The sequence below is a fragment of the Variovorax sp. 160MFSha2.1 genome, assembly GCF_048305075.1.
In the GTDB taxonomy this organism is placed as follows: Bacteria; Pseudomonadota; Gammaproteobacteria; order Burkholderiales; family Burkholderiaceae_C; genus Variovorax; species Variovorax guangxiensis.
In genome coordinates, this window is sequence record NZ_CP157624.1 from 2,640,738 (window position 1) to 2,653,200 (window position 12,463).

14 protein-coding genes are annotated in these 12,463 nt (G+C 68.8%); 2 read left to right on the plus strand and 12 right to left on the minus strand.

All coding sequences use genetic code 11. From position 1 onward, the window contains the following. Positions 1–12: 12 nt before the first annotated feature. Genes ABL838_RS11735 through ABL838_RS11750 form a run of 4 tightly spaced genes read right to left on the minus strand, consistent with a single transcriptional unit; the run spans position 13 to position 2,964 of the window. Entirely contained in the window at positions 13–912 is a 900-nt protein-coding gene (locus ABL838_RS11735; protein ID WP_418125420.1) for an ADP-ribosylglycohydrolase family protein, read from the minus strand. Beyond that, complete coding sequence (locus ABL838_RS11740; protein WP_418125421.1) at positions 909–1,496, minus strand: NADAR family protein; 588 nt, start codon at positions 1,494–1,496, stop codon at positions 909–911. The genes ABL838_RS11735 and ABL838_RS11740 overlap by 4 nt, the downstream gene beginning before the upstream one ends. Then, positions 1,493–2,122, minus strand: coding sequence for a DUF4291 domain-containing protein (locus tag ABL838_RS11745; RefSeq protein ID WP_418125422.1), 630 nt, complete (start codon positions 2,120–2,122; stop codon positions 1,493–1,495). The genes ABL838_RS11740 and ABL838_RS11745 overlap by 4 nt, the downstream gene beginning before the upstream one ends. Beyond that, positions 2,119–2,964, minus strand: coding sequence for a TIGR02452 family protein (locus tag ABL838_RS11750; RefSeq protein ID WP_418125423.1), 846 nt, complete (start codon positions 2,962–2,964; stop codon positions 2,119–2,121). Before ABL838_RS11750 ends, ABL838_RS11745 begins: the two co-directional genes overlap by 4 nt. A gap of 173 nt (positions 2,965–3,137) precedes the next feature. On the opposite strand from ABL838_RS11750, the gene ABL838_RS11755 reads away from it, so the two are divergent. After that, positions 3,138–3,794 (plus strand): NUDIX hydrolase, encoded by a 657-nt coding sequence (locus ABL838_RS11755; protein ID WP_240650515.1) that lies wholly within the window; start codon positions 3,138–3,140, stop codon positions 3,792–3,794. 12 nt (positions 3,795–3,806) lie between these two features. Here the strand turns inward: ABL838_RS11755 and ABL838_RS11760 are convergent, their stop codons facing one another. From ABL838_RS11760 to ABL838_RS11780, 5 genes are all read right to left on the minus strand, one after another. Further along, positions 3,807–5,039, minus strand: a complete 1,233-nt coding sequence (locus ABL838_RS11760) for an RNA polymerase sigma factor (protein ID WP_418125424.1) — start codon at positions 5,037–5,039, stop codon at positions 3,807–3,809. Then, positions 5,036–5,401 carry a YciI family protein gene (locus ABL838_RS11765; RefSeq protein WP_126018360.1) on the minus strand — a complete coding sequence of 122 codons (366 nt, stop codon included), beginning with the start codon at positions 5,399–5,401 and terminating at the stop codon, positions 5,036–5,038. Before ABL838_RS11765 ends, ABL838_RS11760 begins: the two co-directional genes overlap by 4 nt. A 170-nt stretch (positions 5,402–5,571) precedes the next feature. Continuing rightward, positions 5,572–6,933, minus strand: a complete 1,362-nt coding sequence (locus ABL838_RS11770; protein ID WP_418125425.1) for an NAD(P)H-dependent oxidoreductase — start codon at positions 6,931–6,933, stop codon at positions 5,572–5,574. A 4-nt stretch (positions 6,934–6,937) separates the two neighbouring features. After that, positions 6,938–7,813, minus strand: coding sequence for a phytanoyl-CoA dioxygenase family protein (locus tag ABL838_RS11775; RefSeq protein ID WP_184636588.1), 876 nt, complete (start codon positions 7,811–7,813; stop codon positions 6,938–6,940). Continuing rightward, positions 7,810–8,517 (minus strand): GntR family transcriptional regulator, encoded by a 708-nt coding sequence (locus ABL838_RS11780; protein WP_418125426.1) that lies wholly within the window; start codon positions 8,515–8,517, stop codon positions 7,810–7,812. Before ABL838_RS11780 ends, ABL838_RS11775 begins: the two co-directional genes overlap by 4 nt. Before the next feature lie 127 nt (positions 8,518–8,644). Here ABL838_RS11780 and ABL838_RS11785 point away from each other — a divergent pair, with 127 nt between their 5' ends. Beyond that, on the plus strand, positions 8,645–9,607 hold the full coding sequence (locus ABL838_RS11785; RefSeq protein ID WP_418125427.1) for a threo-3-hydroxy-L-aspartate ammonia-lyase: 963 nt from the start codon (positions 8,645–8,647) through the stop codon (positions 9,605–9,607). A gap of 13 nt (positions 9,608–9,620) precedes the next feature. On the opposite strand, the gene ABL838_RS11790 is transcribed toward ABL838_RS11785, so the two are convergent. From ABL838_RS11790 to ABL838_RS11800, 3 genes are all read right to left on the minus strand, one after another. Beyond that, positions 9,621–10,274, minus strand: a complete 654-nt coding sequence (locus ABL838_RS11790) for an ABC transporter ATP-binding protein (protein WP_418125428.1) — start codon at positions 10,272–10,274, stop codon at positions 9,621–9,623. Then, complete coding sequence (gene miaA / locus ABL838_RS11795; RefSeq protein ID WP_418125430.1) at positions 10,271–11,299, minus strand: tRNA (adenosine(37)-N6)-dimethylallyltransferase MiaA; 1,029 nt, start codon at positions 11,297–11,299, stop codon at positions 10,271–10,273. The genes ABL838_RS11790 and miaA overlap by 4 nt, the downstream gene beginning before the upstream one ends. Before the next feature lie 76 nt (positions 11,300–11,375). Continuing rightward, on the minus strand, positions 11,376–12,350 hold the full coding sequence (locus ABL838_RS11800) for an alpha/beta hydrolase (RefSeq protein ID WP_260319211.1): 975 nt from the start codon (positions 12,348–12,350) through the stop codon (positions 11,376–11,378). Positions 12,351–12,463 lie beyond the last annotated feature (113 nt).

Consider the following 12,463-nt stretch of genomic DNA (forward strand, 5'->3'; position numbering starts at 1 on the left):
CGCCGGGCTTCGTCAGCCTGCCAGTGCGAGGAGCTGCCCGGCCATCTCTTCGATTTCCGCGCGCATCACGAGCTTGTCGAGCCAGTCCCGCGGAATGCCTTCGACGCCGTAGTAGGCGCCTGCCAGCTGGCCGCAGATGGCGGCCGTGGTGTCGGCATCGTCGCCCAGGTTGGCGGCAGCGAGCACGGCTTCCTCGAAGGAGCCGGTGTTCGCGAAACACCAGAGCGCCGCTTCGAGCGATTCGACGCAGTAGCCCGATCCCTTGATCTGCCCGACGGTCTTCGAGGCATGGTCGTTACTTGCCAGCGCCGCGACTTTCTCGCTCAAAGGCGCCAGCGGTTCGGTCGAGAGGACGGCTGCCTTGTCTGCGCCAAGCAGCGCCGCACGCAACTGCAATGCGAAGAGCCGAGAGCATTCGATGGCCTCCAGCGCGCCGTGCGTGGTGCGCGTGCTTTCGCCGGCCTGCTTCCAGGTGGCCTCGGCGCTTGCCGCGTAGAACATCGGCACCGGCGCGAGCCGCATCAGCGCGCCGTTGCCGGCAGTGCGCGGATCGGGGTCGCCGGCAAAGGGATCGCCCGAGGCCAGGTAGCGGGTGAGGGCGCCCGACACCGTCAGGCCGATGTCGAAGCAGCTGCCGGTGCTGCTCATGTAGCCCACGTTGCGCCAGTTGCAGTAGCGGTTCATCTGGTCGATTGCGTCGAAGCCCTTGCAGTGGATCAGGCTCGCGGCGAGGCACAGGGCCATCGAGGTGTCGTCGGTCCACTCGCCCGCGGCGAGCCCGAAGGGCCCGCCGCCGTGCATGCCCGTCACCGGCGCGAAGCTCCCGCGCGTGCGGAACTCGACCGTGGTGCCCACCGCGTCGCCACAGGCCAGACCGAGCAGGCAACCCCGATAGCGCTCGATCACGTTCATGGCCGCTGCCTCAGCGCCTCGCGCGCGGCCATGAGCGCGAAGCCCAGCAGGTTGAGCCCCTTCCATTCGCGCGGGTCCTGCGCGAGCGGATCGTTGGCGGCACGTCCGATGCCCCAGATCGGATCGACAGGGCTGGCCTCCACCAGCACATGGTGGCCCGTGCCGAGCAGGAAGGCGCCGAGCTCCGCGTTCTGCGAGAACTTGGCGATGTTGCCCTGCGTCACGATGTCCAGCCGGGCGGCCACCCATGCGGCCTCGTCGAAGCCGCGTATCTCGCGGCCCAGCTTCTTGGCCTCGCCGGGCGTGCGCGCGGCGAGGATGCGATCACAGATTTCTTCATCGCCGAACAGGCGCGCCTTGCCGGCCATCATGAAATGCTCGGCCGTGCGGTACCGGACGCCGTCGACGGTGAACGCGGCTTCGAACCATTGGCTGAAGCAGCTCTTGTTCACGCCGGTCTTCGGCGCCTGATGGCCCCAGAAGAGAAGGAACTCTGGGCGATGGCCCTGCGCGAAGTAGGCGGGCAGCTCGCGGGTGCTGCGGGGTGTGACGGTGGTGGTGTTCGTTGTTGTTGTCGTCGTCATTTGGAATTTTCCTTTTCTAAGCCGATTTCGAGCACATGCTCCACCGGCAATTGCAGCTCGGGGCTATCGTCCTGCGCCAGTGGGCGCTGCGCGGCCACGAAGGCGCGCATGTCGATGACCTCTAGCAGTTCCTCGTGCGCGAAAGCAGCCAGCGTGCGGCCGCGCAGTCCCAGCTGGATCGCGCGGCGTTCGAGCTTGCCACCCTTCGGCGAATGATCCGGGTCCCATTGCAGGCGCACCTCGGAGCCCCCCACGGCTTCCTGCCAAGCCTCGCGGCTCGGGTAGCCGGCTGCACCGAAAGTCGAAGGCACCGCCTCACGGACCACGCGCTCGAAGAACGCGCGGCGCAGCCGCAGGCCCAGAACGACTTCCTGGCCTTCCTTCGTACCCCACCCGCTGCGATACATCATCCAGAGGAAGTTCGGCTTGATCCAGCTCATCCGCGAAAGGCTGAAGTCCGGACCGTCGAGCCGGCCGTGCCTGATGGCGTATTCGCCGATGGCGGGGCGGTAGGCCTGGTAGACGATGACCGAGTTCGCGTCGTGGTGGGCGAGGATGTGCTGGCCGCTTCGAGGCCAGCGGGCGCGTTGGGCAACGTGCGATTCCGTTGGAAGTGGCGCGTTCATGGGGCGAGCACTTTCTTGAATGTCTTGTAGACCTCTTGCTGGGCAGATGTGTCGAGCACCGAGAAGATGATGCGTTCGAATCGCGCAGCCCACATTGCATTGCCATGGAGAAGGTCGCGGAATGCCCGCGCCACCATGGCCGGATCGTTTCGAAAGACGCCACAGCCCCAAGCGCCCAGGATCAGGGTAGGGCAGCGTTGAAGAGCGGCGCCAGCCAGGACGAACTCGGCTCGCCTGCGAAGCGCGCTCTCGATCTGCTCGACATCGTCGGGCTGGTTCTTCGCAACGGCCCCCGCATTTGGCGCGGCGCAGGTGATGAAGGTCACCAGCTCCGGCTGCCGCAGCAATCGGCCGTCATCCGCGCGAAAAACAGGGCAGTCGGGCGACAGGATCAAAGCGTCCGAGTACAGGCACGACGTCTCCGCGCGGTGCCGCTCGTAGAACTCCGGTGCCTGCAGCAGCGACGAATAGAGCGCCGAACTGCTCGCCAGCGATTCCTCCTGGGCGAGGCTGCCTCCGAGGAAGCCGCCGCCAGGATTCCGTGCGGACGCGAAGTTCAACGCCGCCACGCGGCCATCGTTCTCGCGCAATGCGCGCGAGATGCCGGCCAGCGTTGTTTCATTGCTGACCTCGATGGATGCGAGGCGAGTTTGCCGGGGCTGCGCAGAGGCTTGCTGGAGCAGGGCAGCTGTTTCGGATGGGGCGATATGGCGGGTTGTGCGCAGACATTCATCGATGAGCGCAGCCAAGTCGACGGAAAGACCTTCGGTCGTTGTGTAGTGCTTTTGCTCGAGGATGGCCAGCGTCTCTTGCGCCATGAGCATACGTTGGTGGCGATTCATTTCTTGTTCTTCGTTGTTGTTGCGTGTGACAGCATTTTTAGTTGTTCAGTACAACTAAATATAGGTTGTATAGTACAACTAAATATCCGGGAGTCAAGCAATCCGTGAATTCGCCTTCTTCAGAGTTTCCGCCACTGACCTTCCCGCGCCCGCTGGTCACCGTCGACATCGTGATGTTCACCGTACTCGGCGACGCCCTCCAGGTGCTGCTGGTGAAGCGGCCCGCCGACACCGACGAGCCCTTCCCGGGCAAGTGGGCCTTGCCCGGCGGCTTCGTGAACATCGACGAAGACGCCACGCTGCTCGACTGCGCGCTGCGCAAGCTGCGCGAGAAGACGGGCGTGGTCACGCCCTACCTGGAGCAGTTGGGCAGCTGGGGCGGCGCGCAGCGCGATCCGCGGGGCTGGTCGGCCACGCACTGCTTCTACGCGCTGATCCCCGCGCAGGCGATGCAGCTGCGCAGCGGCGCGAACGCGACCGAGGTGGCGTGGTTCGAGGTCGATGCCGCCTCGCGCAAGCGGCTGGCCTTCGACCATGGCGAGCTGCTCGATGCGGCCGTGGCGCGGCTGCGCGGCAAGGTCGAATACACCTCGCTGCCGGCCTTCCTGCTGGAGGAGCCGTTCACGCTGCCGGCGCTGCAGCACACCTACGAGGTCGTGCTGGGCAGGGCGGTCGACAAGAGCGCCTTCCGCAAGCGCATGCTCGACGGCGGATTCATGGAAGAGGCCGGCATGGTCACCGGCAGCCTGGGGCGGCCGGCCATGAGCTACCGGCTGCGCGACCGCTCGCAGGCGGCGCTGTTTCCGCGCACCTTCAACGCGACGAAGTAGCTGGGCGACGGCTCAGAGCCGATCCGACATCGCGTGCAGGTACGCACGCACGGCCGCGTTGGAACTCAGCCCGATGGCCCGGTCGAACGCCTGCCGGGCGGCGGAGCGCGCACCACCGGCCGCGAGCAGATGCGCTCGTGCAGCCCAGTACGGCTGGTAGTTCGCCACGTCCTGCGCGGGAATGGCTTCCAGTGCCCGCAGGCCGATCTCCGGGCCGCGCGCGTTCGCGAGCGCGCAGGCGAGGCTGACCTGCGCGCCGATGCTGGTCCGCAGCGCCAGCAGTCCCTCGTACAGCGACACCAGCGCCTCGGGCGGCACCGGTGCGCCGACGCGGCGTTCGCAGTGGGCCGACTGGATCGCGGCTTCGAGCTGGTAGGCGCCGAGCGACTTCATTTCGGACGCGCGGCGCAGGCAGAGCTCGGCCTCGGCGAGCAGGTCGGGGTTCCAGCGCAACGGGTCCTGCTGGTCGAGCGGCACGTAGGCGCCGGTGTCGCTGCGGCGCGCAGGCATGCGGGCCTCGCAGAAGAGCATCAGCGCCAGCAGGCCCAGCGGCTCGGGTTCGGTGGGCATCAGGCCGCAGAGGATGCGGCACAGGTCGATGGCCTCGGTGGTGAGGCCGCGCGGCAGGGCGTCGGCGCCGTCGATGTCGTCCCAGCCGGTGCCGTAGGCGGCGTAGATGCCATCGAGCACGTCCTGCAGCCGCTGCGGCAGGTCGCGCGCCTGCGGGTATTCGAAGGGAATGCCGGCTGCCCGGATGCGGGCCTTGGCGCGCACCAGCCGCTGCCCGAGGGTCGAAGGCGCGGTGAGGAAGGCGCCGGCCATGCGCGCCGCGTCGAGGCCGAGCACGGTCTGCAGCATGAGCGGCGCACGTGCCGGGGCATCGACGGCCGGGTGCGCGCACACGAAGAGCAGGCGCAGCCGCTCGTCGGGAATGGCGCCGGCGCCGTCGGCGGCGTCGTCGACTTCACCCGCGAGCAGCAGCAGGGTCTGCGTGGCCTGGTCCTGCACGCGGCTGTGGCGCCAGGCGTCGAGCTTGCGGTGGCGCGCCACGCTCAGCAGCCAGGCGTCGGGCTCGGCCGGAATGCCGTCGGCGGGCCAGCGTTCGAGCGCGCGGGCGAAGGCGTCGGCGAGCGCGTCCTCCGATGCGGCGATGTCGTGGGTGCGCGCGGAGAGGATGGCCAGCAGCCGGCCGTACGACTCGCGCGCCGCCCGCTCGGCGGCCCAGTGAGCCGCCGGGTCGCTCATGCAGCAGCCAGGGCCGTGGCCACGAAGACGGGCCGCACCTCCACCCCGCCGCTGGTCGCGCAAGGCGCACGCGCGGCCCATTCGAGCGCGGCGTCGAGGTCGGGAACGTCGATCACGAAGTAGCCGCCGAGCTGCTCCTTGGTGTCGGCGAAGGGGCCGTCCTGCACCTGGCGCCTGTCGCCGCGCACGCGCAGCGTGGTGCCGGTCATGGGCGGGAAGAGGCCGTGGCCGCCGAGCGAGATGCCCGACTGGCGCACGGCGTCGGCATATGCGACCCAGCTGGCGCGGTAGGCCTGCGCGGATGCGTCCTCGCGTTGCTCGAATTCGGCCGCGGGCTGATAGAACATCAACATGTACTGCATGGTGTCTCTCCGTCGTGGAAAAGCTTGCTGAGCAGGATCGCTCACCACAATGACGGCCCGCCGGCGGTCATTTCGACACGGGCCTCGTGTCGAGCAGAACATTTTTTACGTGGAAGCCGCCCGGTGCAACGGTGGCTGCACCGAAGCGAAAAGTTCTCGGCCCGCCTCCTTCAGGCGGCCTCTGCCTGCGCCGCGGGCGCGAACAGGGCTTCCATCTCGTTACGCAGCTTGTAGGCCGCGGTATTGGTGTCGATAGCCACGTCGGCCCAGCTCAGGCTCTGGCCCTTCTTCACCGGGCGCACCAGCCTGATGTTGTGCGCCAGCCCGAGCGGCAGGCCGCCCAGGCGCAGCGAGCGCCCGGCCGGCAGCAGCTTGCCCCAGACGGTATAGCCGCCTTCGCCGTCGAGCATCTCGCCGGCGGCCAGGTCGCGCTTGGCGGTGGCGACCACGTCGGCGTTCCAGCAGGTGGCCACGCCGGTGGCCTCGCCGCGCAGCGCCACGCTGGCCACCGACATGCCCACTTCGAGCCCGATCAGGTGCCAGCGCTTGTAGAGCGTGAAGTAGCGCCCGCTCGGGTCGGTGTGGGCGTTGTATTCCTCGAAGCAGTTCTTGATGTACTCGGTCTCGGCCTCGACCGTGACCCACACGCCCATGCGGATGTCGTACGGGATCTTCCGTCCGTCGGCTTCCAGCGAAGAGACCACCTCGACCATGCCCTTGCGCTCCAGCACGCCGCCTTCGCTCCTGGGCCGGGTGACGAAGGGAATGTCTTCCACGCTCGCGGGCGGGTAGAGCAGGCCGTCCGATGGCACCGCGAGGCCGGTGGCGTTGGCCACCGCCGAGCTTTCGATGGAAGGCTTGGAGCCGTCGAGGAAGCTGTTGAACATCTTCGGATTGAGCCCGCCGCGTTTCGCCTGCTCGGGCGTGAGGCCGTAGTTGCCCCACACCGTCTCGGGCGTCGATTCGGTGAAGCGCGGCAGCCACTTGTGGCCGCGCCCGGCCGCCACCACCGGAAAGCCGCAGGTGCGCGCCCAGTCCACCAGGTCGCAGATCAGCGCGGGCTGGTCGCCGAAGGCCAGCGAATAGACCACGCCGGCCTGTTGCGCCCTGCGCGCGAGCAGCGGGCCGCAGAAGGCATCGGCCTCGACCGTCACGTTCACCACGTGCTTGCCGTGCGCGAAGGCATCCAGGCAGTGGTCCACCGCCGCGATGGGGTTGCCGGTGCACTCGACCACGATGTCGATGGAGGGCTCGCGCGTCACGGCCTGCCAGTCGTCGGTGATCCAGGTGGTGCCTTGCTTCAGCGCCTCCTGCACCGATGCGGCTGCGGCGCGGCCGGGCTCCCAGCCCACGCGCTCGAGGTTGACGCGGGCCGCGTCGGGCGAGAGGTCTGCGATGGCCACCAGCTGCACGCCGGGCGTGCGCGGAATCTGCGCGAGGTACATCGAGCCGAACTTGCCGGCGCCGATCAGGCCGATGCGGATGGGGCGGCCTTCGGCGGCGCGCTGCTGCAGGCGGGCATGGAGGCTCATGTCGTCAGGCCTCCACGGTGTCGAGCACGTCGGGCGAGGTGCGCAGCGCGCTCTCGGGCAGGCCGTTCTTCCACGGCACATCCACGGGGTAGGGCTTCAGCAGGCAGTCGTCGGGCAGCAGCTCGATGGGCGTGAAGTCGCGATGGGCGATGTATTCGGGCCGCTTGTGGCGGCGGATGTGGTTGCTGACGGCGCACAGGCTCAGGTACACGGCCACTCGGTTGAAGGGCGAGAGGTTGCTGCCCGAGGCATGCACCAGGCAGCTGTGGAACAGGATCATCGACCCGGCCGGCCCCTTGGGCGAGACGATGCCGCCCTGCTTGCCGCCGGCGCGGTCCACCAGCTGGCGGATCAGGTCGTTGTCGACGGTCCACAGCGGATAGCTGGTGGTGGTGAGGTCGTGCTTCGCATCGACCACGCCCTTGCGGTGGCTGCCCGGGATGAACATCAGCGGGCCGTTGTGCTCGTTCACGTCGTCCAGAAAGATTGCGACGTTCATCGCGCGCTCGGTGGGCATCAGGTCGTCGTTGAGCCAGGTACCGTAGTCCTGGTGCCACTGCCACACGTCGCCTTCGAAGGCCATCTTTCCGTTGATCTTGAACTGGTGCATGTACACGTCTTCGCCGAAGAGATCGGTCACCGGCTCAACCATGCGCGGGTGGCGCGCGAGCCGCGCGAAGGGCTCGCTCACGAGGTGCGCGGCGAAGTTCGTGCGCACGGCGTCGGAGCCTTTCTCGCGCACGTTGAAGGCCTCGCGCTTCGCATAGAGATCGGGCACCGCGTCGGTCAGCACCTTGGTTTCTTCGGCCGAGAAGTGGCCGGGGAAGAACAGATAGCCGTCGCGCTCGAACTGCGCGCGCTGCTCGGGGTTGAGCTTCATGCCTTGTCTCCTTTTTGCTTGGGGGTGATGGCGGTGTGCGGGGATGCGGCATGCGCCAGCAGCCGTTCGCTCAGTGCTTCGCTGGCCCGCGAGACGTGTTCCTCGCTCAGGCGCGCGGCGCGGTCCGCGTTGCCTGCCGCGATGGCGTCGGCAATGGCTTCGTGCTCGTCCCACAGCGTCTCGCGCTGCGGCTCGGCCTGCAGCACCGCGCCCATCGCGCGGCGCAGGTGGCGCCAATGCGGATCGGCGCTCTGCGCGATCAGCGGATTGCCCGATGCCTCGTAGATGGCCTGGTGGAAGGCCACGTCGGCGTCGATCATGGCCTCCACGTTGCGCCCGCGCGCGGCGCGCCGGCCGCGCTCGATGAGCTTCGGGTCGATGCGAAAGCGCTGCCGCGCCGCCAGCCGCGCGGCCAGGGCATCGAGCGCACCGCGCACCTGGTAGACCTTGCGCATCGCCTCCGCTTCGAGCGGGGCCACCAGCACGCCACGGCCGGGCGCGTCGAGCACGAAGCCGTCCTTCTTCAGCAGCCGCAGCGCCTGCAGCACCGGCTGGCGCGACACCGAGAGGCGCTGCGCGATGTCTTCCTGCGTGATGCGCTCGCCGGGTGCGAGCGTGCCGCTGCTGATGGCGCCGAGCAGGGCGCGGTAGACTTGGTCGACGAGGTCGGGCGCGACCTCGATGCTGACGAGCTGGGCGGGCACGGTTGTCTCCTTGCGCCGGGTTCTTTGAACTCTGTATACAGAGTACGAAGTTCAGCGCTGCCGCAGCTAGCGGGTTTTTACCCATTGGGGCTGCAAAAGAGCGGAAGCCGCCGCTAAGCTCGACCCCATGCAACTACCCACCTACGACGACGTCATCGCCGCAGCCGCGCGGCTCGAAGGCCATGCCCACCGCACGCCGGTGCTGCGCTCCACCACCGCCAACGAGCGCTGGGGGGCCGAGTTCTTCTTCAAGTGCGAGAACTTCCAGCGCATGGGCGCCTTCAAGTTCCGCGGCGCGTTCAACGCGCTGTCGAAGTTCGACGCCTCGCAGCGCAAGGGCGGCGTGATTGCCTTCTCGTCGGGCAACCACGCGCAGGCCATCGCGCTGTCGGCGCGCCTGCTGCAAATGCCGGCCGTGATCGTGATGCCCAAGGACGCGCCGGCCGCCAAGGTCGCCGCCACCAAGGGCTACGGCGCCGAGGTTGTGATGTACGACCGCTTCACCGAGGACCGCGAGGCGCTGACGAAGAAGCTGGCGCAGGAGCGCGGCATGACGATGATCCCGCCCTATGACCACCCCGACGTGCTCACCGGCCAGGGCACGGCGGTGAAGGAACTGATCGAGGAAACCGGTCCGCTCGACCATCTGTTCGTGTGCCTCGGCGGCGGCGGGCTGCTCTCGGGCTCGGCGCTGTCGGCGCGCGCGCTGTCGCCGGACTGCAAGGTCTACGGCGTGGAGCCCGAGGCGGGCAACGACGGCCAGCAGTCGTTCCGCGCCGGGAAGATCGTGCACATCGAAACCCCGAAGACCATCGCCGACGGCGCGCAGACGCAGCACCTGGGCGAGTACACCTTCGGCATCATTCGCCGCGACGTGGACGACATCTTCACCGTCACCGACGAGCAGCTCGTCGACGCGATGCGCTTCTTCGCCGAGCGCATGAAGATGGTGGTGGAGCCCACCGGCTGCCTCGCCTTCGCGGGCGCGATCGCGGCGGGCAAGGCGATTGCGGGCCAGCGCGTGGGCGTGCTGATCAGCGGTGGCAACGTCGACCTGTCGCGCTTCGCGGCGCTGATCGCACCGCAGTAACTCTCGGCCTCGTTCAGGCCCGGATTCCGCTGGCCGTGAGGTGCAGCAGGCGATCGGCCTGCGCGGCCGCGCTTTCCGAGTGCGTCACCAGCACCAGCGAGGCACCGTGCTCCCGGGTCTGGCCGATCAGCAGCTCCATCACCTTCGCGGCGGTGGTGGGGTCGAGGTTGCCCGTGGGCTCGTCGGCCAGCAGCAGGGTGGGGCGGTGTACCAGCGCGCGTGCGATGGCCACGCGCTGCAGCTGGCCGCCCGACAGCGTCTGCGGCAGCCGCGTACCCATGCCGGGCAGGCCCACCGCCTCGAGCATGTGCGCGATGCGGCCTTCGCTGTCCTTCTGCTGCCCCAGCAGCATCAGCGGCAGCGCCACGTTCTGCGTCACGTCCAGGTGCGGCAGCACGTGGAAGGCCTGGAACACGAAGCCGACATGCCGCCGCCGCCAGAGCGCGCAGGCTTCGCCGTCGAGCGCGCCGATGTCGACGCCGTCGTGCGTCACCGTGCCCTGGTCCCAGCTGTCGAGGCCGGCCATGCAGTTGAGCAGTGTCGACTTGCCCACGCCCGATTCACCCACGATGGCGACGAACTCGCCGGGCTCCACGGTGAGCGTCACGTTCTCGAAGACAGGCGCATCACCGTAGTGCTTGCCGAGGTTGGAAATACGCAGCGTCATCTGGGAGCGACGGCCTTGGCCATGAGTTGAACGGCGGCCTGCACCGCGTCGGGAGCGTCGCAGGCGATCACGGTGCGCTGCGGCATGCTGCGCAGCCAGGTGACCTGCCGCTTGGCGAGCTGACGCGTGGCGGCGATGCCGCGCTCTCGCAGATCGGCCATGGCCCTGGCGTCGGGCGCCGCGCTGCCGGCCGCATCGAGCGTTTCCCAGGCCTGCCGGTAGCCGACGCAGCGCATCGAGGGCAGGTCGGTCGAAAGATCGCCGCGTGCGCGCAGGGCACGCACCTCGTCGAGGAAGCCTGCGGCGAGCATGGCGTCGAAGCGCTCGGCGATGCGGCCGTGCAGCCACGAGCGGTCGGCGGGCTCCAGCGAGAACAGCGCGCCGCCTTCGACAGCGCCGGCTGCCTTGTTGTCGCTCGCATGGAAGCTCGACAGCGGCTGGCCGCTGCTTTCCCAGACTTCGAGCGCGCGCTGGATGCGCTGGCTGTCCTGCGGTGCGAGCCGTGCGGCCGTGACCGGATCGACCTGCGCGAGCCGCGCGTGCATGGCGGGCCAGCCGAGCGCGGCCGCGTCGGCGTCGATGCGCGCGCGCACCGCGGCATCGGCCGCGGGCATGGCGTCGATGCCGTCGAACAGCGCCTTGAAATAGAGCATGGTGCCGCCCACCAGCAGCGGCAGCGCGCCGCGCGCGCGGATCTCGCCGATGAGCCGCGTGGCGTCGGCCACGAAGGCGGCGGCGCTGTAGCTCTCGCGCGGATCGAGGATGTCGATCAGGTGGTGCGGCACGGCGGCCTGCTCGGCGGGCGTGGGCTTGGCGGTGCCGATGTCCATGCCGCGGTAGACCAGCGCCGAATCGACCGAGACGATCTCCACCGGCAGCAGGCGCGCGAGCGCCAGCGCGGCGGCCGTCTTGCCCGAGGCGGTGGGACCTGCGAGCGCGATGTAGCGCGGTGGAGTCGGGGAGGGCGCGGCATCGGGCGATGCGCGGGTGGCGGTCTTCGCGGCCGCGTCGGAACTGGGAGACATGGTGCGCCGAGCGTAGCAAATGGCGCGGGCCCGGCAGCGTGCCGGGCCTTGGGTGGAGGCGGGGAGGTGGCCGCCCTCAGATGGCGGCGGGCACTGGCGGCTCCACCTTGCCGCTCACGTCCTGCGGCGTGAGCGGGGCCGAGGCAGCCGGCGGCGCGAGGCGCGGTGTCGGCCGCACGGCAGCGTTGCTGGCGACCATGTTCTCCGGCTTCATGCGGAACAGCTGGGTCAGCGCCGCGCGGTACTGCGCCTCGCCGATGGAATTGGTGTTGTGGTGCGAGCCGCCCTCGACCAGCACGAACATCTTGGGCCCGGTGGCCGCGTCGTACAGCTTGCGGCCCAGCGTCGGGTTGATGAGGCTGTCGGCCGTGCCGTGCACCACGAGCAGCGGCGAGCCGATGTCCTTGACCGCGTTGATCGCCTCGAAACGCTGCGTAATGAACGGGCCGAAGGGCAGCCAGCCCCACTTGAAGCCGCTGACCACGTCGGCGATGGAGGTGAAGGTGCTCTCGACGATGGTGCCGCTCTCGTCTTTCACGTGCGCGGCGAGATCGATGCCGATGGCGCCGCCGAGCGAGTGGCCGAAGATGTAACGGTGCTGCCTGGGGTGGCGCGCGGCCAGCCAGGTCCAGGCGGCGCGGGCGTCCTCGCGGGCCGATTCTTCCGAGGGCAGGCCCTTGGAGCTCTTCCCGAAGCCGCGATAGTCGATGGCCAGCACAGAGAAACCCAGCTCATGCATGCGCTGGATGCGTGGTGCCGAGCCGGCCACGTTGTAACGGGCTCCGTGCAGGTACAGCAGGACAGGAGTGGCGGTGGTCTCGGGCGCGCCGCCCAGCCACAGGCCGTGCAGGCGCGCGGGCTCGCCGGTGAGGGAAGACTGGAAGTCGATCCACACGTCCTCCATGCCCTGGGCCATGGAGGCGGTGTTGCCCCAGCTGCGGTCGCTGGGCTGGAAGATCCATTCGCGTTGCTGCTCGTCGAGCGTCGAGCAACCGGCGGCAAGCAGTGCACACAGCGAGAGGACAGACGCGAGGAGGGTCCAGCGTTTCATCATGGGTTTGAGGGACAGCGGAGTCGGCTCGAAAGTTCACCTGCTTTCACCTTGATGCGCCGACACAGCAGCAAGGTAACTCCCTGAAACAGTGCTCGCCGGCACTTTACCGA

Bases quoted from the DNA above. Each gene is read 5' to 3' on its own strand.
- ABL838_RS11740 (WP_418125421.1), bottom strand. From the start codon at position 1,496: ATGACGACGACAACAACAACGAACACCACCACCGTCACACCCCGCAGC.
- ABL838_RS11775 (WP_184636588.1), bottom strand. From the start codon at position 7,813: ATGAAGCTCAACCCCGAGCAGCGCGCGCAGTTCGAGCGCGACGGCTAT.
- ABL838_RS11755 (WP_240650515.1), top strand. From the start codon at position 3,138: ATGTTCACCGTACTCGGCGACGCCCTCCAGGTGCTGCTGGTGAAGCGG.
- ABL838_RS11765 (WP_126018360.1), bottom strand. From the start codon at position 5,401: ATGCAGTACATGTTGATGTTCTATCAGCCCGCGGCCGAATTCGAGCAA.
- miaA (WP_418125430.1), bottom strand. From the start codon at position 11,299: ATGTCTCCCAGTTCCGACGCGGCCGCGAAGACCGCCACCCGCGCATCG.
- ABL838_RS11760 (WP_418125424.1), bottom strand. From the start codon at position 5,039: ATGAGCGACCCGGCGGCTCACTGGGCCGCCGAGCGGGCGGCGCGCGAG.
- ABL838_RS11735 (WP_418125420.1), bottom strand. From the start codon at position 912: ATGAACGTGATCGAGCGCTATCGGGGTTGCCTGCTCGGTCTGGCCTGT.
- ABL838_RS11785 (WP_418125427.1), top strand. From the start codon at position 8,645: ATGCAACTACCCACCTACGACGACGTCATCGCCGCAGCCGCGCGGCTC.
- ABL838_RS11745 (WP_418125422.1), bottom strand. From the start codon at position 2,122: ATGAACGCGCCACTTCCAACGGAATCGCACGTTGCCCAACGCGCCCGC.
- ABL838_RS11770 (WP_418125425.1), bottom strand. From the start codon at position 6,933: ATGAGCCTCCATGCCCGCCTGCAGCAGCGCGCCGCCGAAGGCCGCCCC.
- ABL838_RS11790 (WP_418125428.1), bottom strand. From the start codon at position 10,274: ATGACGCTGCGTATTTCCAACCTCGGCAAGCACTACGGTGATGCGCCT.
- ABL838_RS11800 (WP_260319211.1), bottom strand. From the start codon at position 12,350: ATGAAACGCTGGACCCTCCTCGCGTCTGTCCTCTCGCTGTGTGCACTG.
- ABL838_RS11750 (WP_418125423.1), bottom strand. From the start codon at position 2,964: ATGAATCGCCACCAACGTATGCTCATGGCGCAAGAGACGCTGGCCATC.